Annotated in this window: 16 protein-coding genes; 5 read left to right on the forward strand and 11 right to left on the reverse strand. The window is 65.9% G+C overall.

Annotation, left to right across the window (positions count from 1 at the left end; translation table 11 throughout):
• Positions 1-8 precede the first annotated feature (8 nt).
• From P24_RS14350 to P24_RS14360, 3 genes are read right to left on the reverse strand one after another with little or no spacing between them, the layout of a single operon-like run.
• A complete protein-coding gene (locus tag P24_RS14350) occupies positions 9-1451 on the reverse strand; it encodes an alanine/glycine:cation symporter family protein (RefSeq protein ID WP_008945459.1) in 1443 nt (480 codons plus the stop codon).
• Entirely contained in the window at positions 1448-3061 is a 1614-nt protein-coding gene (locus tag P24_RS14355) for an MBL fold metallo-hydrolase (protein ID WP_008945460.1), read from the reverse strand. The genes P24_RS14350 and P24_RS14355 overlap by 4 nt, the downstream gene beginning before the upstream one ends.
• Positions 3058-4560, reverse strand: coding sequence for a thymidine phosphorylase family protein (locus P24_RS14360; RefSeq protein WP_008945461.1), 1503 nt, complete (start codon positions 4558-4560; stop codon positions 3058-3060). The genes P24_RS14355 and P24_RS14360 overlap by 4 nt, the downstream gene beginning before the upstream one ends.
• A 103-nt stretch (positions 4561-4663) precedes the next feature.
• Here P24_RS14360 and P24_RS14365 point away from each other — a divergent pair, with 103 nt between their 5' ends.
• Positions 4664-4975 (forward strand): ArsR/SmtB family transcription factor, encoded by a 312-nt coding sequence (locus tag P24_RS14365; RefSeq protein WP_008945462.1) that lies wholly within the window; start codon positions 4664-4666, stop codon positions 4973-4975.
• 10 nt (positions 4976-4985) lie between these two features.
• On the opposite strand, the gene P24_RS14370 is transcribed toward P24_RS14365, so the two are convergent.
• From P24_RS14370 to P24_RS14405, 8 genes are all read right to left on the reverse strand, one after another.
• Positions 4986-5414: a CBS domain-containing protein gene (locus P24_RS14370; protein ID WP_008945463.1), complete on the reverse strand. Its 429-nt coding sequence runs from the start codon at positions 5412-5414 to the stop codon at positions 4986-4988.
• 170 nt (positions 5415-5584) lie between these two features.
• The gene (locus P24_RS14375) at positions 5585-6040 is read right to left on the reverse strand and encodes a DoxX family protein (protein ID WP_008945464.1); all 456 of its coding nucleotides are present in this window, start codon (positions 6038-6040) and stop codon (positions 5585-5587) included.
• On the reverse strand, positions 6037-6795 hold the full coding sequence (locus P24_RS14380; protein WP_237740204.1) for an HvfC/BufC N-terminal domain-containing protein: 759 nt from the start codon (positions 6793-6795) through the stop codon (positions 6037-6039). The genes P24_RS14375 and P24_RS14380 overlap by 4 nt, the downstream gene beginning before the upstream one ends.
• A gap of 1 nt (position 6796) precedes the next feature.
• On the reverse strand, positions 6797-7657 hold the full coding sequence (gene bufB / locus P24_RS14385) for an MNIO family bufferin maturase (protein WP_008945466.1): 861 nt from the start codon (positions 7655-7657) through the stop codon (positions 6797-6799).
• Positions 7658-7719: 62 nt separating this feature from the next.
• Positions 7720-8022: a BufA1 family periplasmic bufferin-type metallophore gene (locus P24_RS14390; RefSeq protein ID WP_156816320.1), complete on the reverse strand. Its 303-nt coding sequence runs from the start codon at positions 8020-8022 to the stop codon at positions 7720-7722.
• A 235-nt stretch (positions 8023-8257) separates the two neighbouring features.
• Positions 8258-8917 carry an aspartate/glutamate racemase family protein gene (locus P24_RS14395; RefSeq protein WP_008945468.1) on the reverse strand — a complete coding sequence of 220 codons (660 nt, stop codon included), beginning with the start codon at positions 8915-8917 and terminating at the stop codon, positions 8258-8260.
• 210 nt (positions 8918-9127) lie between these two features.
• Entirely contained in the window at positions 9128-9922 is a 795-nt protein-coding gene (locus tag P24_RS14400; RefSeq protein ID WP_008945469.1) for an SDR family NAD(P)-dependent oxidoreductase, read from the reverse strand.
• Between the two features lie 25 nt (positions 9923-9947).
• Positions 9948-10421, reverse strand: coding sequence for a MaoC family dehydratase (locus P24_RS14405; protein WP_008945470.1), 474 nt, complete (start codon positions 10419-10421; stop codon positions 9948-9950).
• Between the two features lie 153 nt (positions 10422-10574).
• On the opposite strand from P24_RS14405, the gene P24_RS14410 reads away from it, so the two are divergent.
• The 4 genes from P24_RS14410 (at position 10575) to P24_RS14425 (ending at position 13321) form a co-directional block, all read left to right on the forward strand.
• Positions 10575-10916 (forward strand): hypothetical protein, encoded by a 342-nt coding sequence (locus tag P24_RS14410; RefSeq protein WP_008945471.1) that lies wholly within the window; start codon positions 10575-10577, stop codon positions 10914-10916.
• A 43-nt stretch (positions 10917-10959) separates the two neighbouring features.
• Positions 10960-11370: a cupin domain-containing protein gene (locus P24_RS14415; protein ID WP_008945472.1), complete on the forward strand. Its 411-nt coding sequence runs from the start codon at positions 10960-10962 to the stop codon at positions 11368-11370.
• Positions 11367-12050, forward strand: coding sequence for an RluA family pseudouridine synthase (locus P24_RS14420; RefSeq protein ID WP_040707860.1), 684 nt, complete (start codon positions 11367-11369; stop codon positions 12048-12050). Before P24_RS14415 ends, P24_RS14420 begins: the two co-directional genes overlap by 4 nt.
• Before the next feature lie 86 nt (positions 12051-12136).
• A complete protein-coding gene (locus P24_RS14425; RefSeq protein ID WP_008945474.1) occupies positions 12137-13321 on the forward strand; it encodes a M20 aminoacylase family protein in 1185 nt (394 codons plus the stop codon).
• The last annotated feature ends 181 nt before the right edge of the window (positions 13322-13502 follow it).

Raw genomic sequence — 13502 nt, forward strand, 5'->3', positions numbered from 1 at the left:
GGGGTCGATCAGCGTTTGTTGAGGCCGCGCGCCTCATAGTCGCGCAGTGCCGCCCGGATCACCGGGGCCAGAATGTACAGCCCGGCCAGATTGGCGAGCGACATGGCGAAGATCATCGAATCGGAGAATTCCAGCACCGATTCCAGGTTCATCGTCGCGCCGATCACCACGAAACCGCAGAAGATCAGCTTGAACAGGATATCCAGGCTGCGGCTTTCGCCCAGCAGATAGCTCCAGCATTTCACGCCATAATAGGACCAGGCGATCAGGGTGGAGAAGGCGAACAGGTTGACCGCCAGCGCCAGCACGACCGGAAACCAGGAAAAGGCGCTGGCGAAGGCGCTGGAGGTTAGCGCCACGCCGTTCACCGCGCCGGGGGGCGGGACGACGCCGGTGACAATGATGACCAGCGCCGTCAGGGTGCAGATCAGCACCGTGTCGATGAAGGGCTCCAGCAGCGCGACATAGCCTTCGGTTACCGGCTCCTTCGTCTTCACCGCCGAATGGGCGATGGCGGCGGACCCGATGCCGGCCTCGTTGGAGAAGGCAGCCCGTCGGAAGCCCTGGATCAGCGTGCCGAGAAAGCCGCCCGCGACCCCTTCCGGCGAGAAGGCGCCGCTGACGATCATGCCGAAGGCCCAGGGTATCCGGTCGTAATTCAGGATCAGGATGAGCAGGGCGGCGGTGCAGTAAACCGCGGCCATCAGCGGCACCAGCTTGGAGGTGACCCGCGCGATGGAGCGGATGCCGCCGATGATGACGAGGCCGACCAGCACCGCCGCGATCAGCCCGTAGAGCCAGGCCTTATCGGCGAAGAAGCTGCCATCGCCGCCGGTCGCCGCGACGAACTGGCTGTAGGCCTGGTTCACCTGGAACATGTTACCGCCGCCCAGCGCCCCGCCAACGCAGCACACCGCGAAGAAGGCCGCCAGCATCCGGCCCAGCCGGGGCAGGCCGCGATCCGCCAGCCCGTGGCTGAGATAGTGCATCGGGCCGCCGGAAACCGACCCGTCGGGATGCACATGCCGGTACATCACGCCCAGCGTGCATTCGGCGAATTTCGAGGACATGCCGAGCAGGCCGGCGAGGATCATCCAGAAGGTTGCCCCCGGCCCGCCGACCGAGACGGCAACCGCGACGCCGGCAATATTGCCGAGGCCGACCGTGGCGGCCAGCGCGGTTGAGAGCGCCTGGAAATGCGAGACTTCGCCCGGTGCGCGGCTGGGCTCGTGCACCTTGCCGGTGACCAGCCGGACGGCATGGCGGAAGCCGCGCAGATTGACGAAGCCGAGATAGGCGGTGAAGAAGCAGGCGCCGAAGATCAGCCAGACCACGATCAGGCTGACATCGGCCCCGGCGATGCGCACCGAATAGAACACCAGGCCGGCCACCGCATCGGCATAGGGCGACAGCCCCCCGTCGATCCAGCTGTCCAGCGAGGCAAGGTTCATTGCGGGGCCGCTTCGATCATGCGCTGCAGCTTGCGCATCAGGCGGCGGCGCGCGGTATCGTCCTCCATGCCGCGCAGCCGGCGCTGCACATCCAGCATCAGGCGGGCATAGTCATTGTGCCAGTCATGCCCGGCCAGTGCCTCCGCCTCGGCATAGCGGTCAAGGCGGCGGGGTGCGCCATCCTGCGGGATGCGCGCGGGGCGCTTGCCATCCAGCCGGTAGGCCTCGTCGATATGCGGCACGGTGACCGGCGGCAGTTCCTCCTTCCAGCCGGCGATGGCGGCGCGCAGGCTGGCTGCGGCATCCAGCTCGCCATGGGTAAGGAACAGGCCGCGCCGGACCGGCAGCCGGGCGCGCAGCCAGTCCAGCAGCTCGTCATGGTCGGCATGGCCGGAATAGATCTCCAGCTTGCGGATACGCGCCTTCACGGCGATCTCGTCGCCCTGGATGCGCACCCTGCGCTCGCCGGCTTCCAGCAGCGCGCCCAGCGTGCCCGGCGCCATGTAGCCGATCAGCAGCACGGTGGCGTTGGCGCGCCACAGATTGTTCTTCAGGTGATGGCGGATGCGCCCGGCATCGCACATGCCGCTGGCGGAGATGATGATGGCGCCGCCCTTCACCTTCTCGATCCGCATGCTTTCCTGGACCGTGCGGGTGAAGCGCACATTGCCGGCGGCGAAGGGCTGCTTCGTCGTCGCCTCGATGCCGTTGCCGGCCTGCAGGAAACGGTCGAAGACATGGGTGATCTGGGTGGCAAGCGGCGAATCCACGAAGATCGGCACGCTGGGCACGGTGCCGTCGGCAATCAGCCTGTTCAGGTCGGCCAGCAGTTCCTGCGTGCGCTCCACCGCGAAGGCGGGGATCACGAGGTTGCCGCCGGCGGCCAGCGCGGCATTCACCTCGCCGGCCAGCACGGCGCGGCGCTGCAGCGGGTCCAGTTTCGGCCGGGTGCGGCCGCCATAGGTCGATTCCATGACCAGGATGTCGATGTCGCGCGGCGCCTCCGGGCTTTTCACCAGCGCCTTGTGCTCCGGCCCGATATCGCCGGAGAACAGCAGCTTCAGCGGTTTGCCGTCGTTTTGCGCCACTGCCAGCTCGATGGAGGCCGCGCCCAGTATGTGGCCGGCGTTCCAGAACCGCGCGCGCACGCCGGGCACGGCCTCGAACCAGTTCTCGTAAGGCTGCGTCTCAAGCTGTTCCAGCGCGTCCTGCGCATCCTGCTGGGTATAGATCGGCCGCAGCGACGGCAGGCCCCGACGCTGGTTGCGGCGGTTCAGCCGCTCCACCTCCATCTCCTGGATGGAGCCGGAATCCGGCAGCATGAAGCGCAACAACTCCGCCGTGCCCTCGGTGGCAATGACCGGGCCCTTGTAGCCGGCCTTGGTCAGACGGGGGATCAGCCCGCTATGGTCGATATGGGCATGGGTCATCACCACCGCATCGACGCCACGCGGGTCGAACGGCCAGGGCTCGTAGTTCAGCTGCTTCAGCGTCTTGTCGCCCTGGAACATGCCGCAATCGATCAGCAGCGTCTTGCCGTCGGCCTCCAGCCGGTAGCAGGAGCCGGTGACGGTGCCGGCGGCGCCGTGAAAGGTGAGGGTGATGCTCATGCCGTCTCCACCATGCCATCGACGAGATAGCCGCTATCCTGTCCCGCCAGTTCGGCGGCGAAATCCAGATCCGCCTTCAGTCCGGCATGGATGCGGTAGAGCGGTTCGCCCTTGCGCACCGCGTCGCCGGCCTTCTTCAGCAGATCGACGCCGGCCGCCTTGAAGGAGGGCGCGCCGGCCATGCGCGCGACGCGGGCGATGCGCAGGCAGTCGATGGCCTCCACCATGCCGGCGCGCGGGGCCAGCACCTCGCTCGACAGGCTGCTGGCAGCAAGGCCATTGCCGCTTGGTCCCTGCGCTTCGATGATGCGCTCCATTGCGCGCAGCGCCGCGCCGCTTTCCAGCAATTCGCGGGCGCGGCGGATGCCCTGGCCGCCCTTCACATTGCGGTCGCTCTCGATCAGTGCGCCGGCCAGCAGCAGGCTGCGTTCGCGCAAATCCGAAGGGGCGTCAGGCGCGTTGCGCAGCACCGCCATGACGTCGCGCGCCTCCAGCACCGGGCCGACGCCGCGCCCGATGGGCTGGCTGCCATCGGTGATGATGGTCTCGAGCATCAGGCCCAGCGCGCCGGCGATATGCTCGAACAGCTTGCGCAGCCGGATCGCCTCGGCCTGCGAGCGCACCTTGGCGGTGGGGCCGACCGGGATGTCGAGCACGAGGTAGCGCGAGCCGGCGGTCAGTTTCTTCGACAAAATGGACGCCACCATCTGCTCGCGTGTGTCGATGCCGAGCGGGCGTTCGACGGTGATCATCACATCGTCGGCGGGCGACAGATTCACCCGGCCGCCCCAGACCAGGCAGCCGCCGATGCGCTCCACGATGGCGCGCATCTCGTCGGTCTCGATATCGACGCGGGCCAGCACTTCCATCGTGTCGGCGGTGCCGGCGGGCGAGGTGATGGCGCGCGAGGAGGTCTTGGGGATGACCAGGCCATGCGCCATCACCAGCGGCACCAGGATCATCGAGGTGCGGTTGCCGGGAATGCCACCGATGCAGTGCTTGTCCACCACCCATTTGTCGCCCCAGTCCAGCCGGTGGCCGACGGCGGCCATGGCGCGCGTCAGGTTCAGCACCTCCTCCGTGGTCATGAAGCTGGCGCAGGCCACCAGGAAGGCGGCGATCTCCATCTTGGAATAGCGCAGCGCGGCGATGTCGCGGATCACGGCGGTATAGTCACCGGCCGACAGGATATGGCCCTGCGCCTTGGCGCGCACGGCTTCCAGGCTTTCCAGCGGCCTGGGGTGTTCGATGCAGACCGGCGTGCCTTCCGGCAGGCGGAACAGGCGGAAGGCCTCCTCCGACAGGCCCAGCTCGCCCGGCGTCAGCAATTCGGGGTCATCGACGATGTTCAGCGTCGCCGGCATCTGCCGGTCCGGGCCGACCACCTCGATCTTGGCCAGCGCCTGGAATTCCTCCGGCTGATAGACGGTACAGCCGCGATTGAGATAGGCGATGCTCTCGCGGTGGGTGTCGATGCCGATGCGCTTCAGTTTCAACATGGCTTTCCCATAGCGGGGAAAGGCAGCCCATGCCCTTGATCCACATCAAGGACCGCGCATCTTGCCCGCACGGAAAGACTTCCATATATACGAAGAAATGGAAATGACGCGACTATCGGCGGCGGCGGAACAGGCGAGCGAGCTGCTCAAGGCCCTGTCCAACCCGACGCGCCTGAAAATTCTCTGCACGCTGGTCGAATCGGAGAAGTCGGTCGGCCAGATCGCCGAGGCGCTGGATGTGCGGGAGAATAATGTCTCCCAGCACCTGGCGCTGCTGCGCAAGGACAGGATGGTGCGCACCCGGCGCGACGGCCAGACGATCTATTACAGCATCGACGATCCGGCGGCGCAGCAGGTCATCGCCCTGCTGCACGATCTGTTCTGCGGGCCGGAGGAGCTTTCCCGGCAGCGATAAGGGCGGGCCGTCAGCCGCCGCTCACATAGGCCGCCATCTGGCGCACTTCCTCCTGCGCTTCCTCCAGCCGCCATTTCACCACATCGCCGATCGAGATCATGCCGGCGAGGCGGCCATCCGCGACCACCGGCACATGGCGGAAGCGGCCGCTGGTCATCAGCTCCATCACATCGCTGATCGACTGGTCGGGCCGGCAGGTCACCACCTTTGCAGTCATCAGCCGGGAGACCGGGCCGTCCAGACAGGCAGCCCCTTCGGCTGCCAGCGTGCGCACGATGTCACGCTCGGACAGGATGCCGGCGATTTTCTCCCTGTCCATCACCAGCACGGAGCCGATGCGCTTTTCCGCCAGCAGCTTTGCCGCGTCGGATACCGGCAGCGAGGGCGGCACGGCAACGACGTCGGCCCCTTTCGTCTTCAGAATGTCGGAAACCAGCATGGCCTTCTCCTCCCGTCCGTTTCAGGCGGGTACCCGGAAGCCACGCGGAAGAGACAGCGCCGGAGCCGGGCGACCCGATTCCTCATAGACGTATCCTTGTTGTCTAATATTCCGATGATGGCGCGGAAAGGCGGGCTTGGCAATCGCGGGAGGCCGAGGGGCGGGGCAGGTCAGCCCTGCAGGCGCCGCAGGATCAGATGGTCCAGCGAGAAGCGGCCCGGGCCCAGCGCCAGCACGGCGAACAGGATCGTCGCCCAGAACATGTGGTGCGACACCCAGGCGTCGGGATAGACGAAGAGCTGGATCACCATGGTCATGGTCAGCAGCCCCAGCGCGCCCAGCCTTGTCGCCAGCCCCAGCACCAGCAGCACCGGCAGGATATGTTCGGCCAGCGTGGCGAGATGGGCGGACAGCACCGGGAAGGGCAGGCCGTATTCATGCTCGAACAGGAAAAAGGCGCTGGGGCTGGGAGCGAAGATGTTCCAGCCCTCCACCTTGGTGCGCGCCGAGGCCCAGAACACCCAGGCGACCGGCAGGCGCAGCGCGAGCAGGGCGAAAGGCTGCAGCACGGCCTGCAGCCGGTCCGTCGCGGCCTGGCCGGTGGCGAGAAGCTGGTGTGGCGTCATGATCTGTATTCCTCCGGCAGGGCAAGGATCGGCAGGGCGGCAAGGCGCTGGAAGCGGGCGACCAGCCCTTCGCCCGCGTGCTGTGGCGGGCAGGACATGGCGATGCGGGCAAGCGGCCAGCCGGCCTTCAGCCGGCGCAACAGCTGCAGCTCGGTGGGGTCGATCCCGGTCAGCCGGACGGCAGGCCCGACGCGATAGATCAGCACGGATTGCGGCCGATCCTCGATTTCCCCGCCGCCATTGCTATCGCCGCTGTTGGCAGCATGGATATCCAGGGCGGGATAGCGCGAGGCGACCAGCCGCACGGCGGGATGCAGGGGTAGCGGCGTTTCCGCCAGCGCCTCGCCCAGCGCCAGCAGCTGTTCCGGCGTGGCGACAGGGGCATCGGCAGCATGCAGTACTTCCAGCGCTGCGCGTTCCAACCGTGCCACATCGGCGAGATAGGGCAGGGACCGGGCTGGCGGAAACCGGTACAGGAAAGCCGGGAAACGGTCGCCATAGTGGGTCAGGCTGCGTGCGCGCGGCAGGTTCTCCGCCACATAAAGCCGCGCCATGGCGAAGAAGAACTCCTCCCCGACCAGCCGCTGGACCACCGGATAGGCATCGGCCAGCGCCTGCACCAGCCCGTGATGCACATTGTTCAGATAGACCGCGAAGCGCCGTGCCAGCGGATGGGTGCCTTGCGGATCGCCGGTGAGGCCGGCGGGCGGCGCATCCTGAAGGCGCAATGCTGTTGCGAAGGAAGTCTGCTGCACTTCAAGCAAGGGCCGGCTCCCGCGCCAGCGCGGCAAGGACAGCATCGGCCTTCTGCACCTCGGCGGCCAGTACCGGCCAGGCGGGCACATCATTGTCCCATTCGATCAGCGTCGGGCGCGGACCGATGCGGGCGACCAGCGCCTCATACAGAAGCCAGACCGGGTCCGGCACGGCGGTGGAATGGGTGTCGATCAGCAGCTCGCCTTCCGGGTGGCGCTCGACCGTGTGGCCGGCCAGATGGATCTCGCCGATCAGATCGCCCGGAAAAGCATCGAGATAGGCGGCGGGGTCAAAGCCCATATTGCACCCGCTGACATAGGCGTTGTTCACGTCCAGCAGCAGGCCGCAGCCGGTGCGCCGGGCGAGCGCGATGAGGAAATCGGCCTCTTCCAGCTCCGCACCCTCGAAGCCGGCATAGACCGACGGGTTCTCGATCAGCAGCGGGCGGCGCAGCACATCCTGCGCGATGGCGACGTTGCGGCAGACGATCTCCAGCGCCTCCCCGGTCATCGGCAGCGGCAGCAGATCGGCGAAATAGGTGCTGCCCTCGGCTGACCAGGACAGGTGATCGGAGACGAGGCCAGGCTCGAACCGGTCAATCAGCCGGCGAAAATTCTTCAGATGCGCCAGGTCAGGCGGTGTCACGCTGCCGAGCGACAACCCCACGCCATGCAGCGACAGCGGATAATCGGCGCGCAGCCGGTCGAGCGCCGCCAGGCGCGGCCCACCTTCGACCATGTAATTCTCAGGATGGACCTCGAACCAGCCGATATCGGGACGGGTGCTGGCGATCTCGCCGGCATGTTCCAGCTTGAAGCCGGCGCCGGCGCGGCAGGGAATGTCAGGAGGGCCATAGCTCATGGCGTGTCTCGCGGAAAGCGAAAGGGCGGCACCGCTGGCACCGCCCTTTGCGGGGTTCCGGGTCAGCTCGGCAGGTTGCGGTTCAGCGCGCTCAGGCTGCCCTTCAGCTCCTTACCGTCCGAGGTCTTGATGACCATGGATTCGCAGGTGCCCTTCGGGACCAGCTTCCAGGCATTGCCCTGATAATCAACCTTCGAGGTGCCGGCGCATGTGGTGCCGGGGCCGGCAGCGCAGTCATTCTTGCCGGCCATCGCCACGCCGAAGCACTTCTCCATATTGGCGGACTGGGCCTGCACGCCGTTGGCGGCGGTCAGGGTCAGGGCGGAAACCAGGGCAGCGCCCAGGGCCATGCTGTTGAACTTCATCATCATCCTCCATTGTCGCGGCGAGCGGCGGTCGCCGCGTTTTCCGCAAAGTCGCTCTGTTCGGCAATAAATACTGGGCGCAGTTTTATTTAACCTTCGCCCGTTTATTGCCGGATCAGAATGGCGAATTACTGTGGAGATGGAAAATCAACAGCCATCACGCTGATGTGAGGCGTGTGTGATCTCTTGAGAAGCCCGGAAAATCTCTGAAAAAGGGCAATGGCCGCTTTGAATTCTAGAACAGCCCGCGCAGTTTCGTGACCGCGCTGTCCGGCGTCGTGAACACCGGCAGGCCGGTGGCCTCGGCAATCGGCTTCGCCATATGCGCCAGAGAAAACTGCCCCAGCACCAGCGCATCCAGCGCCGGCAGTTTCTTCGCCGCCTCCAGCGCCAGCCGGTCATGCTCGGCCGTGTCGCCGGATTGCAGCGCGGCGATGGCGCCCTCGACCAGGATGCCGTGGATATCGAGTGGCTTGCCCTTTTTCGCGGCGATGGCGGTCATCTCGTCGCCCAAAAGTTTCAGCGAGACTGGGAAGGTGACCATCAGGCCGATGCGGCTGCCCTTTTCCAGCGCTGCCTCGAAGGCCGCCTCGCTGGGGCTGAATACCGGAATGGAAAGGTCCCGCTTCACCGCCTCAATGGCCGGGCCGAAGGCGGAGCAGGTGAACTGGATGGCATCCGCCCCGGTGCCGGCGGCATAGCGCCCCAGCGTCAGGAAACGCTCGACCATCTCGTCAGTCAGCCTGCCGGCGGCGGCCACATCGGCCGACAGCGAATCATCCAGCAGGTTGAAGATGCGGGCCTGTGGCCAGCCGGCCTCGAAGGCGCGCCAGGCCGGCACCTGCGATTCGCGCAGCGCATGGATCAGCATGATGCGGGGCGTGGGTTCGGTCATGACATACCTGTCTGCTTGTTTGTTCGGTAAAGACTATTGCGGTTCACTCTACCCGTCATTCCCGCACTTGTTGCGGGAATCCAGACCTCCGCTCGCTCAGGCGTCACCGGTGCAAGCTGGACCCTGGACCCCCGGGACAAGCCCGGGGGTGACGGCCGGAGGGTTTTTCGACTGGCGCCGCGACATCAGCCTCGTCGGGAAAAGCCAGGCTCAGGGGGTCGTGGCGGTGATGCCGCCATCGACGACGATCTCGGTCGCGGTGACGTATTTCGCCTCGTCGGAGGCGAGGAACAGCACGGCGTTGGCGATGTCCCAGGCCTCGCCCATATGGCCCATCGGCACCTGCGCGTTGCGCTTGGCGACGAAACCGTCGAAATCGCCGCCGGCATATTTGTCGGCCAGCCTTGTCACCAGCGGGGTGAAGATCAGGCCCGGCACCACGCAGTTCAGGCGCACCTTCTTCGCCGCATGGATGACGGCGGTGGTCCTGGTGAACTGGATCAGCGCCGCCTTCGCCGCCGCATAGGCGACCTGCGGCTTGCCGATATAGCGCAGCCCGGCGACCGAGGAGATGTTCACGATGGACCCGCCGCCCTGGCGCTCCATGACGGGGATCGCCGCCTTGCTGCCATTATAGGCGGTGGTGAGGTTCAGCTGCAGCTGCCGGTCCCACACCTCCGGCGCCATCTCGACCGGGCCGCCCGGCTCCGACTGGCCGACATTGTTCACCAGAATGTCGAGTCGCCCATGGCGCGCGACGATGCCGTCCACCAGCGCCTGCACCTTGGAAAGGTCGGTAACGTCGCAGCTGGCAACCTCGCAGGTTCCGCCCTCGCCCTCGATGATCTTCTTCGTCTCCTCGGCGGCGGCGAGGTTGATATCGACGCCGATGACAATCGCGCCCTGGCGCGCGAACAGCGTGGCGATGGCCTTGCCATTGCCCCAGCCGGGACCGCTGGAACCGCAGCCGGTGACCAGCGCCACCTTGCCTTTCAAACTGAGCATTCTTCTTCTTTCCTTCGTTTCCGGATCACGCTGTGCCGCGCCGCTTCAGCAGCCGCAGCGGCGTATAGACCAGCACCTCGCGCCCGTCCTGGTCGCGCACGCTGTTGCGGGTGCGCACGAGGCCACGGTCGCCGCGCGAGGTCAGTCTATGCTCGATCACCTCGCAGAACACGGTGATGGTATCGCCCACGCGGGTCGGCGCCTTCACGTCCAGCTCCATATGCAGGAAGGCAAGGCCGGTATCCTGCATCATCGGCAGCATCAGCCCTTCGCAGAAGGAATAGACCAGCGCCGCCGGCACCACGCGCTCGGTCAGCGCCATTTCGCTGCGATGGGCGGTGTTGGTGAACAGTTCCTCGGTCAGCCACGTCATGTTGCAGAAATTGACCAGATCGGCCTCGGTCAGCGTGCGGCTGGCGGTGCGGAACCGCATGCCCTGATGCAGTTCCTCGAAATGAAAGCCGACCCCGATTTTCGGGATGTCGTTGCCGTCGCTCATGGGTGTTCCTCAGTGCTTTTTCGTTGCGCGGAACGGTAAGGGCAGAAGCCGCAGATCGCCAGTGTCTTCGTGGCATGGCTTGGTCTCTCTCGACATTGGGCGGCGCGGGTCCAGTATAAGAGGAATTGTTGCGAACAATGCTGAGGTTGCCCCGTGGCCAGGACCCTGCCCTATACCGCCCGCACGCAAAGTGGCGAGACGCTCGATTTCTCCTTTCCGCTGCACAAGGACACAGCCTCGCCGATGCGGGTGTCGCAGCTGGTGACGACGATCCTGGGCGCGCTCGATCAGGATGTGCGCACGCTGGGCGAGACGGCGAATGGCGATGTGCTGCAGGCGCTGGCGATGGCGCTGGCGGTGCGCACGGCGATGATCCCGGCCCCGGCGCTGACCACCACCGCGATGGCGCATCAGCTGGTTGACGAGGCGCTGGGCGCGGTGGAAACCGCCACTCACTCCGGCCCCGACGCCAGCCCCGATAGCGGAACCGCCTGATCCTCATTAGGATGGCGGCAACCGACAGACGGGGGAGGAGATAATGGCCGAACGGGACAAGCCGGCAAAACGCCCGGCCGATGATTTCGTGGTGACGCATGCCGATGAGGCCGGCTTCGATGGCGGGTTGCGCGAATTCTTCGATTATCGCGATCTCGGCATGGCTGGGGTCAGCGGCGGCAAGGTGCAGGCGCATGTGATCCGTGCCAAGGACGGCCACAAGGCGACCGGCGGCTGGCACTACCACATCCTCGATTTCCAGATGGTCTATGTGCTGAAGGGCTGGGTGCGCTTCGAGTATGACGGCGTCGGCGAGGTGGTGCTGAAGCCCGGCTCCTGCGTCTATCAGCCCCCCGGCATCAGGCACCGCGAGATCGAGCACTCGGCGGACCTGGAGCTGATCGAGATCGTCAGCCCGGCCGAGTTCGAGACCGTGGCAATCGAGGCACCGTGAGCCCTGAACAATTGCAGGCCCGCGTGCTGCATCGCGACGGGCTGATGCTCATCATCGACAAGCCGGCTGGCCTGCCGTGTCATGCCGGGCCAAAGGGCGGCCCCAATCTGGAGGCGCAGTTCGACGCGCTGCGCTTCGGCCTGCCGAAGCCGCCATCCCTGGCGCACCGGCTCGACCGCGATACCAGCGGCTGCCTGGTGCTGGGCCGGCACCGCAAGGCGCTGGCGAAGCTGGGACGGCTGTTCTCGTCGGGCGGCATCGACAAGACCTACTGGGCGGTGGTCGCGGGCGGCCCTCAGGAGGAGGCCGGCCATATCGACAGGCCGCTGTCGAAACTGAACAAGAAGAGCGGCTGGAAGATGGTGGTCGATCCGCAAGGCCAGCCCTCGCAGACCGATTTCCGCGTGCTGGGCCGTTCGGAAGGCATATGTTGGCTGGAGCTGAAGCCACTGACTGGCCGCACCCATCAGCTGCGCATCCATTGTTCCTCGATGGGCTGGCCGATCCTCGGCGACCCGGTCTATGGTCCGGTTGCGGGCGAAACCGGCGGCGTGCCGCTGCATCTGCATGCCCGCGCGGTCAGCGTGCCGCTCTATCCGAAGCGCGATCCGATCTCCGTCACCGCCGAACCACCCGCGCACATGCTGGAGGCGCTACAGGCGTGCGGGTATGGCGGCTGATATGCACCGCCCGCGCTTGGCAGTGCGGCGGGCTTCGTGCTTTGCTGGCGGCAAGGAAGATCAATTAAATCCAAAAAGGCAGGCCGATGAGCATTCTTGAGAAGATTTCCGCCTATCACGACGAGCTGACCGCGATCCGCCGCGACATCCACATGCATCCCGAGCTGGGTTTCGAGGAGGAACGCACCAGTGACATCGTCGCCGAGAAGCTGAAGGGCTGGGGCTGCGAGGTGGCACGCGGCATCGGCAAGACCGGCGTGGTCGGCACGCTGCGCGTCGGCAATGCGCACAAATCCATCGGCCTGCGCGCCGATATGGACTGCCTGCCTATGCAGGAGATGAACGGCCTGCCGCATGCCTCCAAGTTCGATGGCAAGATGCATGGCTGCGGCCATGACGGCCACACCACCATGCTGCTGGGGGCGGCGCGCTATCTGGCCTCGACGAAGAATTTCGACGGCACGGTGCATTTCATCTTCCAGCCGGCCGAGGAAGGGCTCGGCGGCGCCGACGCCATGCTGGCCGACGGGCTGTTCAGCAAGTTCCCCTGCGACGCCATCTTCGGCATGCACAATCGGCCGAGCCTGGAGCCGGGCAAGTTCGCCATCCGCACCGGCCCGATGATGGCCGGCGGGTCGTCCTGGGACATCCATATCAAGGGCAAGGGCGCGCATGGTGCGCGGCCCGAATCCGGCATCGATCCGGTGGTCGTCGCCTCCTACATCGCCACCGCGCTGCAGACCATCGTGTCGCGCAATGTCCGTCCGCAGGACACGGCGGTGCTGTCGATCACCCAGATTCATGCCGGTGATGCCTACAATGTCATCCCGGAGACGGCGGTGATGCGCGGCACGGCGCGCTGCTTCACCAAGGAGAATATGAAGCTGATCGAGGATAATATGCGCCGCATCGCGGAATCGGTTGCTGCCGGTTTCGGGGCGACGGCGACGCTGGATTTCCGCGGCAAGTTCCCTCCGCTGGTGAACCATCCGGAGGAAACCGACCTCTATGCCGATTGTGCGGCGATGCTGGTCGGCGAGGAGAATGTCGAGCGCAACGGCAATATGGTCATGGGGTCGGAGGATTTTGCCTCCATGCTGCTGGAGCGGCCGGGTGCCTACATGCTGATCGGCGGCGGCAATAACGGCGTCGGCGAGACCTCCTGCGAGGTCCACAATCCAGGCTACGACTTCAATGACAAGATCCTGCCGCTGGGGGCCGCGCTCTACGCCCAGACGGTGGAGCGCTTCCTGCGGAAGGAAGGCGTGTAAGCCACGGCTAGCTGTCGCGCGACATAAGGCGCTGCCGCGTGTTTCTGTTTTCTTCGGGAAATACTCCGCCCGTCACCCCCGCACTTGTTGCGGGGGTCCAGGCCTCCGCCTGCTGGATATCTGTCGAGTGGACTGAACCCTGGATTCCCGGGACAAGCCCGGGAATGACGCATTGAGGGAT

The sequence above is a fragment of the Oceanibaculum indicum P24 genome (genome assembly GCF_000299935.1).
GTDB classification, from domain to species: domain Bacteria; phylum Pseudomonadota; class Alphaproteobacteria; order Oceanibaculales; family Oceanibaculaceae; genus Oceanibaculum; species Oceanibaculum indicum.